This is a genomic window from Achromobacter anxifer, assembly GCF_903652925.1.
In the GTDB taxonomy this organism is placed as follows: domain Bacteria; phylum Pseudomonadota; class Gammaproteobacteria; order Burkholderiales; family Burkholderiaceae_B; genus Achromobacter; species Achromobacter anxifer.
Map to the genome: position 1 here is coordinate 66,827 of NZ_CAHLAR010000017.1, position 17,112 is coordinate 83,938.

Below are 17,112 nucleotides of genomic sequence, written 5' to 3' on the forward strand. Positions count from 1 at the left end.
GGGGCGGCGCAAGGCCGCCCTGGTCCGGCTTTTTTGCCAGGAGATTCTCGATGAATGACCAGGACGCGCACTTCGACAGCCTGCTTCCGCCCCTGAGGCTGGACCGGCGGGGCTTCATCGCCACCACGGTGGCGACCGGATTTTCGCTGGCGGCCGGCCAGGCCGTGGCGCAGACTGCGATCGCCACGGACGCCAATGGCCTCGTGGCCGGCAAGATCAGCATTCCGGTGCAGGACGGCAAGATGCCCGCGTATCGCGCGGCGCCGCAGGGCAAGAAGGACTTGCCCACCGTGCTGGTGGTGTCGGAGATTTTCGGTGTGCACGAGTACATCCAGGACGTGTGCCGCCGGCTGGCCCACCAGGGCTACCTGGCCATCGCGCCGGAGCTGTTCGCGCGCCAGGGCGATCCCTCCAAGTACACCGACATCCCCAAGCTGCAGGCGGAAATCATCGGCAAGGTGCCGGATGCGCAGGTGACGTCCGACCTGGACGCGACCGCGGCCTGGGCCGCGTCCAACGGCGGCAATCCGGACCGGCTGGGCATCGTGGGCTTCTGCTGGGGCGGCCGCCAGGTCTGGCTGTACGCCGCCCACAACCCGAAGCTGAGGGCGGGCGCGGCCTGGTACGGCCAACTGGGAGGGCAGCCGTCCGAGTTGAAACCCAAGTCCGTGCTGAGCCAGGTCAACCAGTTGAAGGCGAAGGTGCTGGGCGCCTATGGCGGCAAGGACGCGGGGATACCGATGACGGACGTGGACAAGATGCGACTGGAGCTGGCCGAGGGGCCGGCGGCGGCAAAGGGTTCGCGGATCGACGTGTATCCGGACGCGCCGCATGCGTTCCATGCGGATTACCGGCCGTCTTATCGGAAGGCGGAGGCGGAGCAGGCTTGGACGCGGATGTTGGATTGGTTCAAGCAGAATGGGCTTTGAGGGGGTTTAGATTACGTAGGTAGTAGTTGATCTACGTAGGTGATTCTTTGCTTCGTTGATCTGAGCGAGTGTTGGTAGGTAGGTGCAGGTCTTCGTCGGCCATGCCCTGGTCTTCGTGGGGCCAGGGTCTTCGTAGGTCGCCCATCGCCGCGGGCGGCGTGGCGGTGAGCGCCCACGATTGCGGTCCGGCGCGCCGGCGCCGGACTTCCCCTTCGTCATCCTCGTCCAGGCCTTCGGCCTTCCCTTCGGATTCCCTCGGGCGCATCGAGGTTGCTCACCGCCACGCCGCCCGCGACGACGGGCTGCCGCTATCTTGGCTTGTGGCGCTGCTGGAGCCGTGGTCGGGGGGGAGGCTTGGGCTGCCCGTACTTTTCGGCCGCGCGGGCGGCCGAAAAGTACATACGTGATTTATTTGAGCGTGATGGTGGTCGCTGGCGCGATCGCATCGATTGGTTTTCTGGCGTCGCCGTTCAGGGGGGAGGGGCGGTGGTTTGGAAGTGGAACGGTCCAGCGTGGGATGGAGGTAGCGCGGGAGCCTGGAGTAAAAATGTGATTGCGCGAACGCGCTTCGCCTATCCAGCATAGGAGCGCAGCATTCGACGCAAAACGGCGCGTAAGCCCCCAAAGGCCGCCCGCGCGGCCGGCGGGGGGCGGGCCCCGCAAGATCTTCTGCCGCACCACCACCGGCGGCAAGAATCCCAAGTCGACAACTCGCCAAACGCGCGCAGCGTCATCACCAACCGCAAGACCCAGCGTAAGCCCCCAAAGGCCGCCCGCGCGGCCGGCCGGGGGCGGGCCCCGCAAGATCCTTCGCCACTCCTCAACCGGCGGCAAGAGCCCTAAGCACGCGACTCGCCCCAGCACCCGAAAAGATTCAACCATCAGAGCCTGTCGCGGCGGCGGCCGGGGTGGCGCGGGGCGTCGATAAGCCCGAGGGAATCCGAAGGCAGCCGCCGCAGGCGGCAACGAGGATGACGACGGGGAAGTCCGGAGCGAAGGCTCCGGACCGCAATCGTTGCCCCGCGCCACCCCGGCCGCCGCCGCGACAGGCGTCTTAAGAACTGAAATCGTCCCTGAACCAAATCAGACACGTCCCAGAACCCGAACCTGCCCCAAACCACAGAAACCCCTATTGCGCCGCCTCCCCCGGCAACCCATCACTAACCTCCGCCAACGCATTCTTCATATCCTCATACCCCATCACCCGCTCATTCTGAAAGCTGCCCAGCACCCCCCGGCAGCCATCCACCCCCGAGCGCTTCATGTCTTCCATCATCGTCTTCCCCTGCGCCTGCCCCTTCTGGAACTGCGCGTCATACCCGGCGGCGGAGAATTCGTATTCCTGGGCGTACTTCAGCAGGTTCTTGCGGGAGTTGGCCTGGTGTTCGGCCAGGTCGGGTTCGGAGGCGCCGCAGGCGCGGGCGGCGCCGTTGGAGGCGCCAGCGGCCTCGACGAAGGAATCGTATTGGGCCTGTTCCGCGGCATCCGGAGCCGCCCAGGCCGTGGCGGCCGAGGCCAGCGTCAGGGCCAGGCCGGTCAAGATCTTGCGCATCGGTCTATCTCCATATGGAGCCCGCCAGCGCCAGGAAAACTGCGCGCGCGGGCGATGATTGCTATCACCACATTATGGCAATCAGCCATTTCGGACCAGTGTAGGCGCGGTATGGAGTCGTTTCAGACTGTGCGTCTTTCTTTCCCGCGCCCCTGCCGGCCAGCACGGCGGCCGCGCAGGAACTATGATGGAGGCTGTGGGGCGCTCCTGCCCCAGTGCATTGCCCCTATATCCCTGGAGATCTACATGACGATCAAAGTCGGCGACCGCGTGCCGGATGGCACCCTGACCGAATTCATCGAAACCGAAACCGCCGGCTGCTCGCTGGGCCCCAACGCGTTCCAGGTCGCCGATCTGACCCGCGGCAAGACCATTGCGCTGTTCGCCGTGCCCGGCGCGTTCACGCCCACCTGCTCGGCCAAGCATCTGCCCGGCTATGTGGAACAAGCTGCGGCGCTGAAGGCCAAGGGCGTCGATGAAATCTGGTGCGTGTCGGTCAACGACGCGTTCGTCATGGGCGCCTGGGGCCGCGAGCAGAAGACCGAAGGCAAGGTCCGCATGCTGGCCGACGGTTCCGCCCTGTGGACCAAGGAACTCGGCTTGGAGCTGGACCTGGTCCAGCGCGGCATGGGCGTGCGCTCGCAGCGCTATTCGGCCCTGATCGTCGATGGCGTGGTCAAGCAGCTGAACGTGGAAGCCGCCGGCAAGTTCGAAGTCAGCGACGCCGCCACGATGCTGTCGCAAGTCTGATCCAACGCAGTTCCTGTTTTACCGCTTAGCGCGGCGGCCGTTTTGACGGCCCGCCGCGCTGCCGCCAGCAGCGGTTGCCGACGCCATGCTCGCCACCATCTCCTCTTTCTCGTCGCTCTACTTCGCGACCTTGCTGATGCTTATCGGCACGGGTCTGTTCAATACCTACATGGGGCTCAGGCTGACTGCGCAGTCCGTCAGCGAGGTGTGGATCGGCGCCTTGATCGCCGGCTACTACCTGGGCCTGGTGTGCGGCGCCCGCCTGGGGCACAAACTCATCATCCGCGTGGGCCACATCCGCGCGTTCGTGGCCTGTGCGGCCATCGCCACCAGCATGATCCTGGCCCAGACGCTGGTCGAATCCATGCCGCTGTGGCTGGTGTTCCGCGTCATTTCGGGCATCGTGATGGTGACCGAATTCATGGTCATCGAAAGCTGGCTCAACGAGCAGACCGAAAATCACCAGCGCGGACGGGTCTTCTCCGTCTATATGGTCGTATCCGGCCTGGGCACCGTGTTGGGACAACTGGCCTTGACAGCCTATGCCACGCTGGATCTGCGGCCGCTGACGCTGGTGGCCATGTGCCTGGTGCTGTGCCTGGTGCCGATCGCCGTCACGGCGCGTTCGCACCCGCCCACGCCGCTGCCAGCGCCGCTGGACATCCGTTTCTTCATGCGGCGCGTGCCGCTGTCGATGACGGTGCTGTTCGTGGCGGGCAATCTTTCCGGCGCCTTCTATGGGCTGGCGGCTGTCTACGGCGCCAAGCACGGCCTGTCCACTTCGCAGGCAGCCATCTTCGTGGCCGCCGCAGTGACGGCGGGCCTGCTGTCGCAATGGCCCATGGGCTGGCTGTCCGACCGCATCAATCGCGCGGGCCTGATCCGCTTCAATGCGTTGCTGCTGGTGCTGCTGCCGGCGGTCATGTGGGGCTGGATCGTCCTGCCGTATTGGGCGCTGGTGGCCATGTCCTGTGTCTTCGGCGTGCTGCAGTTCACCCTGTACCCGCTGGGCGCGGCCTTCGCCAACGATCACGTGGAGTCCGAGCGCCGGGTCAGCCTGTCGGCCGTGCTGCTCATGACCTATGGGGTGGGGGCCTGCGTCGGTCCGATGATCGCCGGGGTGCTGATGTCCGTGGCTGGCCCCAGCATGTACTACGTGTTCATCTCCGCCTGCGCCCTGATCCTGGTGTGGCAGGTGCGTCCGACCCGCGTCACCGGCGCGCATCAGGTGCAGGAGGCTCCCACGCATTTCGTGCCCATGCCGGACACGCTGCAGAGCTCGCCCGCCGCGGCGGTGCTGGATCCGCGGGTGGATCCGGCGAACGACATCGCCATGGAAATGGTGCAGCCCGATGCGGTTCCGGTGGCCGCGGTGGTCGAGCCGGCTCCGGCCGATCCCGCAGGTCCGGCAGCGCAATCCGGCGCGAATTCCGCCGTGGATTCCACCGCGAATTCAGCTGCGAATTCGACTGCGGGTTCTGCCACGGATTCCGCCCTGGGCTCGGCCGCAGACTCCGCGGCAGATTCGGCCGAGGACGGCCGCCAGGCGCGCACGGGCACCTGAGGCCGGGGTGGCGCTCCTACCAGGGCGCCATCAGCACGATGGCGGCCAGGGCCAGGGCGATGCCCGCCAGGTTCAGCCGGGTCAGGGGCTCGCGGAACGCCAGCGCGCCGACCAGCGTGCCCAGGGTGATCACCCCCATGTTCATCGACGCGAACACCAGCGCGGGGTGCTCGGGCAGCGACTGGTGGGCGCGGATGTAGGTGATGATGTTGCCGAAGTTCGCCAGGCCCAGCGCCGCGCCGGCGGCCAGGTGGCGGACCTCGCAACGCACCCGGCGCCACAGCAGATAAGCGAGCATCAGCAGGCCGGCGATGACGAAGGCCAGCAGCAGCCCACCGGCGAAGGCCGTGCCGGCACGCGCCATCTGCTTGAACAGGATGTCGATCACGCCATAACCGACCCAGACCACCAGCGGCCACAGCCACATGGCGCGGCCGTCGCCGGGCGCAGCAGCGTCCGCTCGCGCCGGACGGCGCAGCAGGCAGTACAGGGCGCTGGCGGCCAGCAGGGTCGCCGCCAGCTTGCGGCCGCTTACCGGTTCGCCGAACAGCAGGAAGGCCGCCAGCAGCGGAATGAACAGCGACAGGCGCAGGGCGGCGTCGCTGCGCACGATGCCGGCGTGGCGCACCGCCGCCGCCATGGCCAGGAACACGCTGGGCAGCAGCACGCCCAGCGCGGCCAGCACCAGCCAGGGCGTCTGCGGTGTCAGCAGCGCGGCGGGATCGGGGCGCAGCACGGCGAAGCAGAGCAGGGCGGCCACCGCGTAGTTCATGGCGATGGCCTGGCGCACGTCGACCTGGTAGCGCCGCGCCAGCTTCAGCAGCACGGCCACGGTCACGCTGCAGGCGACGCTGGCCAGCAGATAGAGCAGGCCCGGGGTCAGCGGCATGCCGGCGCTTCGTGGTGCTGGTGTTGCGCGGCGTCGATCCGCATGCCCAGGCGCTGCAGCAGGCGCTGGTCGGCTTCCATTTGCGGATTGGCGGTGGTCAGCAAGGCGTCGCCATAGAACATGGAGTTGGCGCCGGCCATGAAGCACAGCGCCTGCAGCGCGTCGTCCATGGCTTCGCGGCCGGCCGACAGGCGCACCGCCGCGCGCGGCATGGCGATGCGCGCGACCGCGATGGTGCGCACGAACTCGAACGGGTCCAGGGCTTCCACACCGGCCAGCGGCGTGCCTTCCACCTGCACCAGGTTGTTGATCGGCACGGACTCGGGATAGGGCTCCATGCTGGCCAGCTGGGCGATCAGGCCGGCGCGTTCGCGCCGCGATTCGCCCATGCCCACGATGCCGCCGCAGCATACGTTGATGCCGGCGTCGCGCACCCGGTCCAGCGTGTCCAGGCGGTCCTGGTAGGTGCGGGTGGAAATGATCTTGCCGTAGAACTCGGGCGAGGTGTCCAGGTTGTGGTTGTAGTAGTCCAGGCCGGCGCTTTTGAGCTGTTCGGCCTGGCCGTCACGCAGCATGCCCAGGGTGACGCAGGTCTCCAGGCCCAGCGCCTTGACCGCGCTGACCATTTCGGCCACGGCGTCCAGGTGGTGCGGCTTGGGGCTGCGCCAGGCGGCGCCCATGCAGAAGCGCTGCGCGCCGCCTTCCTGGGCCTTGCGGGCCGCGGCCACCACGTCGGCCAGCGGCATCAGCTTGTCGGCGTCCAGGCCGGTGTCGTAGTGCGAGGACTGCGGGCAGTAGGCGCAGTCCTCGGGACAGCCGCCGGTCTTGATCGAAAGCAGGCTGGACAGCTGGATGGCGTTCGGATCGAAATGGGCGCGGTGCGTCTGCTGGGCCCGGAACACCAGATCCATGAAGGGCAGCTCGTAGAGCGCCATGATGTCGGCGGCGCTCCAGGCGGGAGCGGCGGCCGGTTTGGCGACGGTCGGGACGGGGATGTAGGCGGTCTGCATGGATGGGCTCCTGTCGGTCTTGCGGGATCGCGCCGCTTGCAGGGCAAGGGCGGGATCGGCGGATCGTAAGAAGCTGCGCAGGGTTTGCGCAATGCATGTCAAGACGCCGGAATTGAATACGTATTACGGTTATTTTTGCGGGAAATGGATGATTTTAGAAGCCGCTGACTTCTAACTGGAGCTCATCTTCGGAGACGGCCCGGTCTCGTTTATTTTGCATCAAATTGTAATTTTGACGAGATTTCAGCCCTTGGGCGGCTTGTCCCGCATCCGTGCGCGCTCATGGCCGGTGATGCCCCGGTCACGCGCCCACACGATGGCCGCGCTGCGGCGGTGCACGCCGATCTTGCTGTAGATCGTGGCCACGTGATTGCGCACCGTATTGCGCGACAGCTTCAGGTTCTGGGCGATGCCATCGTCGTCGTGGCCCTGGCACATCAGCGCCAGCACTTCGCGTTCGCGCGAGGTCAGCTGCGCCAGCTCGGCCACGTCGCGCGTGGCGGGCGCCGGCGCGCGCAACTGCGCCAGCTTTTCGATGACGCTGCGGCTGAACCACGAGGTGTCCTGCATGACCGCCTCGATCGCCGTCAGCAGCTCCGTCTCGGAACGCTTGCGCTCGGTGATGTCCTGTATCGCCAGCAGCACGCGCTGCTGGCCGCCGATCATGACGGGCTCCGCCGACATCAGGCAATCCAGCTGGCCGCCGTCCCTTGCCGCCAGCGTCACTTCGCGGTTGCGGGCGCTTTCGCCGCGCTTGAGACTGGCCTCCATGTCTTCGTACGGCTGCAGGCCCAGCTCGGTCAGCGCGCGGCCAATGCCGTCTTGCGCCGAGGCGCCCGTGGCCGCCGCGAAAGCGTCGTTCAGGTCCAGCGCCAGCAGCGTGTCGCCCTCGCACACGGCCATGGGCACGGGCGCCAGTCGGAAGGCCTGCGCGCGGCGTTCCTCAATTTCGCGCAAGGCCTGCTCGGCGCTCCTGTGCGCTTCAGCGTTGATCTGCTCGGTCTGGTCGTGCAGGATCAGCACGCGGTAGTCCGCGCCGTCGCCGCCGTCCAGGTTCAGGCCGCTGGCGCGTACGTTGCGCAGGAACTCCTCGTCGTCCTTGCGTTCCAGGTCCAGCAGCAGCTCGTCGAATGGTTCGGCCGCGGCCAGCCGGTCAAGCGGATATTGGCGTGCCGGCACGCGGTGCTGGTTGCGGTAGGTCAGCGTGTAGCGCTTGCGATAACCGGACGGCGTGCCGCCCAGCTCGTCCAGCGTGTCGGTGCCATGCAGCCTGAGCGCGCTGGCATTGGCCCAGGCAATGGCGCCGTCGGATTCGAGCAGGATGATGCCCTCGTTCAGACCCGTGATGATGCGTTGCAGGTGTTGGCGGTGCGGATGGGGAGCGGCGGCGTTCGCGGTCACGTAGTCCTCTTCTTTTCGCAGGGCACGACGCAAAGAGAATGACGGCGCATTGAAAGGCTGTCCAGATGGCGAAATGGACGAGTCTGAGGGTAGGGGGGATGGCAGGGAGGATGGCTGCCGAAGGCGCGGGCAGAAATGCAAAAAGCTCCGGAAACCGGAGCTTTTGATGGCTGCAAGGCTGAAGAGCCTGCGAACTGCGCGATGTGCTTGGCGGAGCGGACGGGGCTCGAACCCGCGACCCCCGGCGTGACAGGCCGGTATTCTAACCAACTGAACTACCGCTCCGCAGCGGTTTACTCTGACTACTCGATGCACTGCGGTGTCAAGGCAGTTTGGTACCACATGCCAGAAGAACTGGCGTCCCCTAGGGGATTCGAACCCCTGTACTCACCGTGAAAGGGTGATGTCCTAGGCCTCTAGACGAAGGGGACCTGAACAAAACAGAACAACTTTACTACCGTACTGCTTACTGGTGGAGGTAAGCGGGATCGAACCGCTGACCTCTTGCATGCCATGCAAGCGCTCTCCCAGCTGAGCTATACCCCCCAGGAACCTTGGCTATCCAAACTGCGGACAACTAGGTCTTACACTATATAAAGCAAAAAAGCTCCGAAGACGGAGCTCTTGAAAGACTCTGAGCGAGAGCTTTTGGCGGAGCGGACGGGGCTCGAACCCGCGACCCCCGGCGTGACAGGCCGGTATTCTAACCAACTGAACTACCGCTCCGCAGCGGCGTACTCAAAACATAGTCACTTCAACTGCATCACTACTTACTGCTGCCAGAAGAACTGGCGTCCCCTAGGGGATTCGAACCCCTGTACTCACCGTGAAAGGGTGATGTCCTAGGCCTCTAGACGAAGGGGACTTGGACTTGCTAACTCTGTACTGCAATCTTCGCTGTTGACTGTGGTGGAGGTAAGCGGGATCGAACCGCTGACCTCTTGCATGCCATGCAAGCGCTCTCCCAGCTGAGCTATACCCCCGTCTTGCTAATCAGCCCGTTCAACGTTTTACGAAATCGAACACACGTTTTACTGCGTGCTTTTTCGTAGTTCGTTGCCGGTTTTGTTTAGTGCCGTTGGCGAAGAAACGAGATTATGCACGAACTAAATTTGGCGTGCAAGTCGCTTGGCGGTAAAAACCCAAAAAGTTGTGAAAAAAACAGGGTTGGAAGGGCTTTTCAGCCAGTTTTTGCTCTTTTTTTGCTCAAGGCTTGCGTGGGGGATTGATGCAGAATTCAAGTAAATCAAAGGCTTGTGAGAGTACTATCGTGATCGGAAATTTTTTTCGCCAAACCGGAAATTTTTTTGCGCCGGGCATGGCATCACGGACATGAGCGCTATGAACAGCAAGACTTCGTTCCCGACGCGCCCGCTCGGCCAGACCGGCATGCGCATTACCCGCATCGGGCTGGGCGCCTGGGCCATCGGCGGCAACGGCTGGGCGGTGGGCTGGGGCCCGCAGGACGACGCCGATTCGGTGGCCGCGATCCGGCGCGCGGTGGAGCGCGGCATCAACTGGATCGATACCGCGGCGGTGTACGGCCTGGGGCACTCCGAAGAGATCGTGCGCCGGGCGCTGGGGCAGATGGCGCCGGACGCGCGGCCCTATGTCTTCACCAAATGCGGGCTAACCTGGTCGGCGGAACAGCCGCAAGCGATGCCGCGGCGCACCGGGGCGCCCGCCAGCATCCGCCGCGAACTCGAAGACTCGTTGCGGCGCCTGGGCGTGGAACGCATCGATCTCTACCAGATGCATTGGCCGGCCGGCGACGGCACGCCGCTGGAGACTTACTGGCAGGAATTGCTGGACCTGAAACGGGAAGGCAAGGTCAGGGCGGTCGGCCTGTCCAACCACAACCTCGCGCAATTGCAGCTGGCGGAGTCCCTGGGCCACGTGGATACGCTGCAGCCGCCTTTCTCGGCCATCCAGCGCGGGGCGGGCGCGGACCTGATTCCGTGGTGCGCCGGGAACGGCACGGGGGTGATCGTCTACAGCCCGATGCAGTCGGGCCTGCTGACCGGCGGCTTCAGCGTGGCGCGCGCCCGTTCCTTGCCGGCCGATGATTGGCGCGCCCGCAATGCCGAATTCACTTCGCCCGGCATCGAGCGCAACCTGGCGCTGGCCGATGCATTCAAGCCCATTGCCGAACGCCACGGCACCACGGTGGCGGCCGTGGCGGCGGGTTGGACGCTGGCTTGGCCGGGCGTGACGGGCGCCATCGTGGGCGCGCGCAACGCGGCTCAGGTGGATGGCTTGCTGGGCGCGGCGGCGCTCGAGCTGGACGGCGAGGACATGGATTTCATCGCCGACGCGATCGAGCGCACGGGCGCGGGGACCGGGCCGTTGCGCCCGCCCGAGGAAGAGAGCGACGCGCTGCCCGCCAACCTGTTTGCCTGACGGCTTCTCAGGCGCGGCGGGTCTTGCGGCCGCTGCCAACCGCGGCGATCAGCGCCAGGCCGATCAGGGCCAGCGCGGTCTTGTCGCCGAAGCGCGCATAGGGCGTGAGCCCCGTCATACCCTGCACCGCGACCGGCAGCACGCCGGCCTGCAACGGCGCCAGTTGCGCCGCGACGTGGCCCTTGGCGTCGATGGCGGCGGTGATGCCGGTATTGGTGGCCGTCAGCATGGGGCGGGCCGTTTCCATGGCGCGCAGGCGGCCGATCTGCAAATGCTGGCGCAAGGCCCAGGAATCGCCGAACCAGCCCAGGTTGCTGACGTTGACCAGTATGGTCGCTCCCGGTTCGCCGTTGGGGCCGGGCAGCAGGGCGGGCAGCAGGTCCGGTCCGAACAGGTCTTCGTAGCAGATGTTGAAGGCGATGTGCTGGCCGCCGACCGCGAAGGGCGTCTGGCGCTCCGCGCCGCGGTCGAAGTCGCCCAGCGGAATGTTCAGCATCTCGACGAACCAGTGGAAGCCGGGCGGCACGTATTCGCCCCAGGGCACCAGATGGCGCTTGTCGTAGCGCATGGCGGTGGAACCGGCCACAAGCTGCTCGACCGGCGTGTTGCCGTCGAAGCCCATGACGCTGTTGGTGTAGCGGTCGCGTCCGTTGACGCGGTCGTGCAGCGGCACACCCATCGCGATCACGGTGTTGCGTTGCGCCGCGAGGCCGCGCCAGACTTCCCAGACGCGCGGATCGAGCTGGTCCTGGAAGATCGGCAGCACGGTTTCCGGCAGGATGGTCAGTTGCGGAGCGGGCACGCCCGGCGCCGGCGGCATGGACGCCAGGTCCAGGTGGCGCACCAGGCTCTGGTCGAGCAGGGCCGGGTCGAATTTCTGGGACTGTTCGATATTGCCCTGGACCAGCCGCACGTTCAGCGGATCGCCGCTGGGCGCGGACCAGTCGATGCGGGACAGCGGCCAGCCGGCGGCCGCCAGGGCCAAGGCGATGCCGGCGGCCAGCGCGTGGCGCGAGCCGGTTCCGCTCTTGCGCGAGGGCTGCCACAGGCTGGCGAGGGCCGCCGCGACGAAGGCGGCCAGGAAGGCCATGCCGTGCACGCCCAGCAGCGGCGCCCAGCCGGAGATGGGGCCGTCGATCTGCGCGTAGCCGATATTGAGCCAGGGAAAGCCTGTCAGCAGCACGGCCCGCAGCCATTCGAACGCTGCCCACATCGCGGCCCAGGCCAGCGTCGCGGACAGGATGCGGGCGGGCGGGGAGCCGGGATCCAGCGGCGCGTAACGGCGCGCCAATGCGCCGGCGGTGGCCGGGAACAGGGCCAGGAAGGCGGACAGCGCCAGCACCGCGGCCACGGCCAGCGGCGCGGCCAGGTCGCCATAGCGGTGCAGGCTGATGAAGATCCAGTACAGCCCCAGCGCGTAGGTGGCGAAGCTGAACAACCAGCCGCGCAGCCAGGCCTGTTTCGCCGAGGGCGCATACAGGGTGACGCGGGCGGCGATGGCCAGCATCAGGACCTGGGTGGCCGCCAGCGCCCAGTCCGGCAAGGGGCCGGGCGAGAAAGTCAGGGCGTGCACGGCGCCCGCCAGCACCAGGCCGGCGGCGCCGCGCAGTTTATGGCTGCGCGGGGACTGGGTCATGCTTCTTCGGAGGAGCGGGGGGCTTGGGGTGCGGCGTTGCGCTTGACGCGCAGCCAGATGGCGCGGCGCGCGTCGCCGCGGGCCACTTCCAGGCGCAGGCCGTCGAACTCGGCGGTGTCGCCGCGGCGCGGGATGCGGCCCAGCTGTCCGCCCATCCAGCCGCCGACGCTGTCGTACTCGTCGTCGGGCAGTTGGCAGCCGAACACTTCATTGAAATGCGAGATGTCGGTGGCCGCCAGGACGCGCCACTGGTTCTCGCCCTCGGGGAAGATCGAGTCTTCCTCGGTTTCGTCGAATTCGTCTTCGATGTCGCCAACGATCTGTTCCAGCACGTCTTCCATCGTGACCAGGCCGGAAATGCCGCCATGCTCATCGATGACGATGGCCTGGTGGTTGCGGCTGGCGCGGAACTCGTGCAGCAGCACGTTCAGGCGCTTGGATTCGGGAATGAAGACGGCGGGCCGCACCAGGGTGCGCACTTCGATGCCGGGTTCCAGCATGCAGCGCAGCAGGTCCTTGGCCAGCAGGATGCCGATGATGTTGTCGCGGTCGCCTTCGTAGACGGGAAAGCGCGAGTGCGCGGTTTCGATGACGGAAGCGACCAGGTAGGGGATGGGCTGCGTGACGTCGAGCAGGTCCATGCGCGAACGCGGGACCATGATGTCGCCCACGGTGCCTTCGGACACGGCGAGCGCGCCCTTGATCATCTTGTAGGACTCCGCGTCGAGCAGCTGGCGTTCGTGCGCGGCTTCCAGAACGGCCTTGATGCCTTCGCGGTCCTCGGGCTCGCGGCGCACGAGGGAAAGCAGGCGGTCTAGAAGGGATTTGGTGGCGGGTTTGGAGGAGCGAGCGGGAGTCGCTTCGGGAGCAGGGTAAGGGTCAGACATCGTCCGGGAGGACAAGTTATGGAGGAGCCAGCATAACCGATACTGGCCTGCAAATTGTAACGGCGGCCCCCAAAATGAGGGGAACCGCCGCCATCTGTGCCTTGCTGTACGTCATTTTCCGGCAATTTTTGCCGCCGGGCCGCCCCAAGGCAAAAAAGCGCCCCCGCGGGGGGCAGCAAGCGCCTAAGGCGCGCAGCGTGGGGGCCTATTTCTCAGGGTTGAGCCGGGGGCGCAAGCCGCGAATTCAGGCTGCCACGTACGGATCGGCGATGCGCATGGCCGCCAGCGTGGCGGTCTCCAGAGCTTCCATGCGCTTGGCGTCGCGGGCCTTGATGTGGTCGTAGCCCAGCGCGTGCAGCACGCCATGGATGGTGAGGTGGGCGGCGTGGTCCAGCAGCGCCTTGCGCTGTTCGCGGGCCTCGCGCACCAACACCGGCACGCACATGACGATGTCGCCGCGCGCCACGCCCAGCGGATCCACGCCGTATTCGAAGGTCAGCACGTTAGTGGCGTAGTCGCGGCCGCGGAAATCGCGGTTCAGGCGCCGGCCCTCGGCCGCGCCCACCAGTCGCAGGCTGAGTTCCGCGGCCGAGAACGTGACCAGCCCGTCCTCGGCGGCGCCGGCCAGCGCGCGTTCTGCCCAGCGGCGCAGGCGCCAGCGGGGGAGGCGGGCTTCCTCGACGCCGTACTGCACGGACAGGGACAGTTCAGGCTTCATCTTCGGCCGCGCGGTCGTAGGCGTCGACGATGCGGGCCACCAGGGGATGGCGCACAACGTCTCGGCTGGTGAATCGGGTGGTGGCGATGCCCTGCACGTCATGCAGCACCTTCACCGCATGCGCCAGGCCGCTGTCCTGGCCGCGCGGCAGGTCCACCTGCGACGGGTCGCCGGTGATGACGGCCTTGCTGCCGAAGCCGATCCGCGTCAGGAACATCTTCATCTGTTCCGGCGTGGTGTTCTGCGCTTCATCCAGGATGACGAAGGCGTGGTTGAGCGTGCGGCCGCGCATATAGGCCAGCGGCGCGATTTCGATGGTCTGCTTTTCGAACAGGCGCTGCACCTTCTCGAAGCCCATCAGGTCGTACAGCGCGTCGTAGAGCGGGCGCAGGTACGGGTCCACCTTCTGCGCCAGGTCGCCGGGCAGGAAGCCCAGGCGCTCGCCGGCCTCGACCGCGGGGCGCGTCAGCACCAGGCGCTGCACAGTGTCGCGCTCCATCGCGTCGATGGCGCAGGCCACGGCCAGCCAGGTCTTGCCGGTGCCGGCGGGACCCACGCCAAAGGTGATGTCGTGCTTGAGGATGTTGTTCAGGTAGTCGCGCTGGCGCGGTGTGCGCGGGCGCAGGTCGCTGCGCTTGGTGCGCAGGGCGATGCTGTCGCTTTCGTCGTCCAGGGGCGGCAGCGGGTCCGGCTCGCGGGCCTGCTCTTCCTTCAATTCCTGTTCCTGCCGGCCGACGCCGATCTCGACCAGGCCGAGCTGGATGTCGTCGACCGACAGGGCGCGATGCACGGCCTGTTCATGGAAGCGGCGCAGCGCGCGGCCGGCCAGCTCGGCCAGTTCGCCTTCGATGGTGATGCGGCTGCCGCGGCGCGAGAGCTTGACGTTCATGCCGTCGGCCAGCTGCCGCAGGTTTTCGTCCAGCGGGCCGCAGAGATTGGCCAGATGGGTGTTGTCGCCGTCCAGCGTGACGACGATGGGCATGCTGCGACGGGCGCGGGAGCGGGGAGTGGTCATTCGGCCTCTTGGGGTGCGCGGTCCACGTCGGCGACCCGGGCGCGCAGCGAGTTGGTGTGCGCTTCGGTGATGATGACGTCGACCATTTGTCCGATGAGCCGCGCGGGCGCGGCGAAGTTCACGATGCGGTTGTTCTCGGTGCGGCCCATCAGTTCGTTGGGGTCGCGGCGCGAGGGGCCTTCCACCAGCAGGCGCTGGCGCGTGCCGACCATGTTGCGGGCGATCGTGGCCGCCTGCTCGTTGATCAGCGCCTGCAGGCGTTGCAGGCGGCGCAGCTTCACGTCCTGCGGCGTGTCGTCGTGCAGGTCGGCGGCGGGCGTGCCCGGGCGGCGCGAATAGACGAACGAGAACGAGGTGTCGAAGCCGACGTCCTCGATCAGCTTCATGGTCTTTTCGAAATCTTCCTCGGTCTCGCCGGGGAAGCCCACGATGAAGTCGGAGGACAGCGTCAGGTCGGGGCGCGCGGCGCGCAGGCGGCGCACCACGGACTTGAATTCCAGGGTGGTGTAGCCGCGCTTCATGGCGGCCAGCACGCGGTCGCTGCCGGCCTGCACCGGCAGGTGCAGGAAGGACACCAGCTTGGGCAGGCGGGCGTAGGCGTCCACCATGCGCTGGGTCATTTCCTTGGGGTGCGAGGTGGTGTAGCGGATGCGCTCGATGCCCGGGATCTCGTGCACGTATTCCAGCAGCATGGCGAAGTCGGCGATCTCGTCGCTGTCCGTCATGCGGCCGCGGTAGGCGTTGACGTTCTGGCCCAGCAGCGTCACTTCCTTCACGCCCTGGTCGGCCAGGTCGGCGACTTCGATCAGCACGTCCTCGAAGGGGCGCGAGACTTCCTCGCCGCGCGTGTAGGGCACGACGCAGAAGCTGCAGTACTTGCTACAGCCTTCCATGATGGAAACGAACGCCGTGGCGCCGTCCACGCGCGGCGGCGGCATGTTGTCGAACTTTTCGATCTCGGGGAAGCTGATGTCCACCTGCGAACGGCCTTCGTCGCGGCGGCGCTTGATCAGTTCCGGCAGGCGGTGCAGGGTCTGCGGGCCGAACACCACGTCCACGTAGGGCGCGCGCTTGACGATGGCCTCGCCTTCCTGGCTGGCCACGCAGCCGCCCACGCCGATCACCAGGTTGGGATTGGTCTTCTTCAGGTGCTGCACGCGGCCCAGGTCCGAGAACACCTTCTCCTGCGCCTTTTCGCGCACCGAACAGGTGTTGAACAGGATGACGTCGGCGTCCTCGGGGTTGTCGGTCAGCTCCAGGCCCTGGTCGCCGCGTAGCACGTCGGCCATCTTGTCCGAGTCGTACTCGTTCATCTGGCAGCCGAAGGTGCGGATGTACAGCTTGCGGGGGGAGCCGGCTTCGGCGGAGAGGGCGGCGCTGGCGCCGTCGTGCGCGGCGTCGGCGCGCTTGAGGGTGGTTTCTTGCATGATGGTCGCCGTGACGGGTGTAGATCCCGGGGGCAGAAAGGTAGGAAAGGCCGAATTTTAACCCTTGCCCGAATTTGCTTCTTGGTCTGGCGCGCCTGGGCCGTTACGATAGCGTGCTGGCCTGCTTCCAGAGGCCAGGAACCCTTCTCATTCCCCCGTAGCGGTACCGATGAACACCAATCCCCTGACGCCCTCGGCGGCCGCTCCTGTCAATGACGCCGCGGCGGGCCATGCCGAGACCGAACAGTTCCGCAACCCGTTTTCGCCGCTGACCTGGGTGCTGCTGGGTTGCGCCCTGGCCCTGGCCGCCGGCGCCTGCGCGCTGTGGGTGGACCTGCCGCTGGCGGTGTGGATCAAGCAGTCGGTGTCCGAAGGCGTGAACGAATCCTTTGAATGGATCGGCGAACTCGGCGAAAGCGGCCCCTATATCGGCGTGGCGCTGGCCTTCTACGTGATAGGGCTGGTCGGCCTGGCGCGCGGCTGGCGCAACCCCGTGCGCATGAGCTACGCCAGCATGGCGCGCGGCAGCTTGCTGATGCTCTCGACCATGGCGGTCGGCGGGCTGGTGGTGCTGCTGCTCAAGCGCTCGGTGGCGCGGGCGCGTCCCGAACTGTTCTTCGAAAAAGGCATCTACGGGCTGGGCGAGAGCTTCTCCCGGGTGCAGCTCTACAACTCGTTCCCGTCCAGCCACACCTACGCCGCCTTCTCGGTGGCGGTGGTGCTGGGCATCCTGGCGCCGCGCTGGCGCTGCGTCTTCCTGCTGCTGGCAGCGTTGGTGGCCATGAGCCGGCTGGTCAACCTGGACCACTACCTGTCCGACGTGATGACGGCCGCGGGCATCGCGGTGCTGGTCGGCCACGTGCTGGCGCCGCGCGTGCTCGGCAGCGGCTACCAATGGCCCCTGTGCGCCCCGTGGCGCTGGTGGAAGAAGTAG

General features: G+C 66.7%; 14 protein-coding genes and 6 tRNA genes. 5 read left to right on the forward strand and 15 right to left on the reverse strand.

Going from position 1 to position 17,112, the window contains the following annotated elements; genetic code table 11:
* The first annotated feature begins 50 nt into the window (after positions 1–50).
* Positions 51–929: a dienelactone hydrolase family protein gene (locus tag HWY37_RS32255; RefSeq protein ID WP_176090702.1), complete on the forward strand. Its 879-nt coding sequence runs from the start codon at positions 51–53 to the stop codon at positions 927–929.
* 1,129 nt (positions 930–2,058) lie between these two features.
* Here the strand turns inward: HWY37_RS32255 and HWY37_RS32260 are convergent.
* The gene (locus tag HWY37_RS32260; RefSeq protein WP_175209616.1) at positions 2,059–2,481 is read right to left on the reverse strand and encodes a hypothetical protein; all 423 of its coding nucleotides are present in this window, start codon (positions 2,479–2,481) and stop codon (positions 2,059–2,061) included.
* Between the two features lie 246 nt (positions 2,482–2,727).
* Here HWY37_RS32260 and HWY37_RS32265 point away from each other — a divergent pair, with 246 nt between their 5' ends.
* A complete protein-coding gene (locus HWY37_RS32265) occupies positions 2,728–3,231 on the forward strand; it encodes a peroxiredoxin (protein ID WP_042797286.1) in 504 nt (167 codons plus the stop codon).
* A gap of 85 nt (positions 3,232–3,316) precedes the next feature.
* Entirely contained in the window at positions 3,317–4,795 is a 1,479-nt protein-coding gene (locus HWY37_RS32270) for an MFS transporter (protein WP_176090703.1), read from the forward strand.
* Between the two features lie 16 nt (positions 4,796–4,811).
* Here HWY37_RS32270 and HWY37_RS32275 read toward each other — a convergent pair whose 3' ends face one another.
* The 9 genes from HWY37_RS32275 to HWY37_RS32315 all read right to left on the reverse strand — a co-directional run bounded on the left by HWY37_RS32275 (position 4,812) and on the right by HWY37_RS32315 (position 9,078).
* Positions 4,812–5,678 carry an EamA family transporter gene (locus HWY37_RS32275; RefSeq protein WP_176090721.1) on the reverse strand — a complete coding sequence of 289 codons (867 nt, stop codon included), beginning with the start codon at positions 5,676–5,678 and terminating at the stop codon, positions 4,812–4,814.
* Complete coding sequence (gene bioB / locus HWY37_RS32280) at positions 5,675–6,694, reverse strand: biotin synthase BioB (RefSeq protein ID WP_175209618.1); 1,020 nt, start codon at positions 6,692–6,694, stop codon at positions 5,675–5,677. The genes HWY37_RS32275 and bioB overlap by 4 nt, the downstream gene beginning before the upstream one ends.
* Positions 6,695–6,937: 243 nt before the next feature.
* On the reverse strand, positions 6,938–8,095 hold the full coding sequence (locus HWY37_RS32285; protein WP_175209619.1) for a LuxR C-terminal-related transcriptional regulator: 1,158 nt from the start codon (positions 8,093–8,095) through the stop codon (positions 6,938–6,940).
* A gap of 208 nt (positions 8,096–8,303) precedes the next feature.
* Positions 8,304–8,380, reverse strand: a tRNA-Asp gene (locus HWY37_RS32290).
* Positions 8,381–8,450: 70 nt separating this feature from the next.
* Positions 8,451–8,526 (reverse strand) — tRNA-Glu (locus HWY37_RS32295).
* 39 nt (positions 8,527–8,565) lie between these two features.
* Positions 8,566–8,641: transfer RNA gene (locus tag HWY37_RS32300), tRNA-Ala, on the reverse strand.
* 103 nt (positions 8,642–8,744) lie between these two features.
* Positions 8,745–8,821 (reverse strand) — tRNA-Asp (locus tag HWY37_RS32305).
* 63 nt (positions 8,822–8,884) lie between these two features.
* Positions 8,885–8,960 (reverse strand) — tRNA-Glu (locus HWY37_RS32310).
* 42 nt (positions 8,961–9,002) lie between these two features.
* Positions 9,003–9,078 (reverse strand) — tRNA-Ala (locus HWY37_RS32315).
* A 358-nt stretch (positions 9,079–9,436) separates the two neighbouring features.
* Here HWY37_RS32315 and HWY37_RS32320 point away from each other — a divergent pair.
* A complete protein-coding gene (locus HWY37_RS32320; RefSeq protein ID WP_176090704.1) occupies positions 9,437–10,495 on the forward strand; it encodes an aldo/keto reductase in 1,059 nt (352 codons plus the stop codon).
* Between the two features lie 7 nt (positions 10,496–10,502).
* On the opposite strand, the gene lnt is transcribed toward HWY37_RS32320, so the two are convergent.
* The 5 genes from lnt to miaB all read right to left on the reverse strand — a co-directional run bounded on the left by lnt (position 10,503) and on the right by miaB (position 16,178).
* On the reverse strand, positions 10,503–12,131 hold the full coding sequence (gene lnt, locus HWY37_RS32325; RefSeq protein ID WP_176090705.1) for an apolipoprotein N-acyltransferase: 1,629 nt from the start codon (positions 12,129–12,131) through the stop codon (positions 10,503–10,505).
* Positions 12,128–13,018 (reverse strand): CorC family transporter, encoded by an 891-nt coding sequence (locus HWY37_RS32330; protein WP_175209622.1) that lies wholly within the window; start codon positions 13,016–13,018, stop codon positions 12,128–12,130. Before HWY37_RS32330 ends, lnt begins: the two co-directional genes overlap by 4 nt.
* A gap of 244 nt (positions 13,019–13,262) precedes the next feature.
* Positions 13,263–13,736, reverse strand: a complete 474-nt coding sequence (gene ybeY, locus HWY37_RS32335) for an rRNA maturation RNase YbeY (protein ID WP_176090706.1) — start codon at positions 13,734–13,736, stop codon at positions 13,263–13,265.
* Positions 13,726–14,751: a PhoH family protein gene (locus tag HWY37_RS32340; protein WP_175209624.1), complete on the reverse strand. Its 1,026-nt coding sequence runs from the start codon at positions 14,749–14,751 to the stop codon at positions 13,726–13,728. The genes ybeY and HWY37_RS32340 overlap by 11 nt, the downstream gene beginning before the upstream one ends.
* Positions 14,748–16,178, reverse strand: coding sequence for a tRNA (N6-isopentenyl adenosine(37)-C2)-methylthiotransferase MiaB (gene miaB, locus HWY37_RS32345; RefSeq protein WP_176090707.1), 1,431 nt, complete (start codon positions 16,176–16,178; stop codon positions 14,748–14,750). Before miaB ends, HWY37_RS32340 begins: the two co-directional genes overlap by 4 nt.
* A gap of 169 nt (positions 16,179–16,347) precedes the next feature.
* Between miaB and HWY37_RS32350 the strand changes: the two genes are divergently transcribed.
* Positions 16,348–17,112 carry a phosphatase PAP2 family protein gene (locus tag HWY37_RS32350; protein ID WP_176090708.1) on the forward strand — a complete coding sequence of 255 codons (765 nt, stop codon included), beginning with the start codon at positions 16,348–16,350 and terminating at the stop codon, positions 17,110–17,112.

Excerpts from the sequence above, each read along its gene's own strand:
- HWY37_RS32255 (WP_176090702.1), top strand. The coding sequence starts at position 51 with ATGAATGACCAGGACGCGCACTTCGACAGCCTGCTTCCGCCCCTGAGG.
- HWY37_RS32260 (WP_175209616.1), bottom strand. The coding sequence starts at position 2,481 with ATGCGCAAGATCTTGACCGGCCTGGCCCTGACGCTGGCCTCGGCCGCC.
- HWY37_RS32265 (WP_042797286.1), top strand. The coding sequence starts at position 2,728 with ATGACGATCAAAGTCGGCGACCGCGTGCCGGATGGCACCCTGACCGAA.
- HWY37_RS32270 (WP_176090703.1), top strand. The coding sequence starts at position 3,317 with ATGCTCGCCACCATCTCCTCTTTCTCGTCGCTCTACTTCGCGACCTTG.
- bioB (WP_175209618.1), bottom strand. The coding sequence starts at position 6,694 with ATGCAGACCGCCTACATCCCCGTCCCGACCGTCGCCAAACCGGCCGCC.
- HWY37_RS32320 (WP_176090704.1), top strand. The coding sequence starts at position 9,437 with ATGAACAGCAAGACTTCGTTCCCGACGCGCCCGCTCGGCCAGACCGGC.
- lnt (WP_176090705.1), bottom strand. The coding sequence starts at position 12,131 with ATGACCCAGTCCCCGCGCAGCCATAAACTGCGCGGCGCCGCCGGCCTG.
- HWY37_RS32330 (WP_175209622.1), bottom strand. The coding sequence starts at position 13,018 with ATGTCTGACCCTTACCCTGCTCCCGAAGCGACTCCCGCTCGCTCCTCC.
- ybeY (WP_176090706.1), bottom strand. The coding sequence starts at position 13,736 with ATGAAGCCTGAACTGTCCCTGTCCGTGCAGTACGGCGTCGAGGAAGCC.
- HWY37_RS32340 (WP_175209624.1), bottom strand. The coding sequence starts at position 14,751 with ATGACCACTCCCCGCTCCCGCGCCCGTCGCAGCATGCCCATCGTCGTC.
- miaB (WP_176090707.1), bottom strand. The coding sequence starts at position 16,178 with ATGCAAGAAACCACCCTCAAGCGCGCCGACGCCGCGCACGACGGCGCC.
- HWY37_RS32350 (WP_176090708.1), top strand. The coding sequence starts at position 16,348 with ATGAACACCAATCCCCTGACGCCCTCGGCGGCCGCTCCTGTCAATGAC.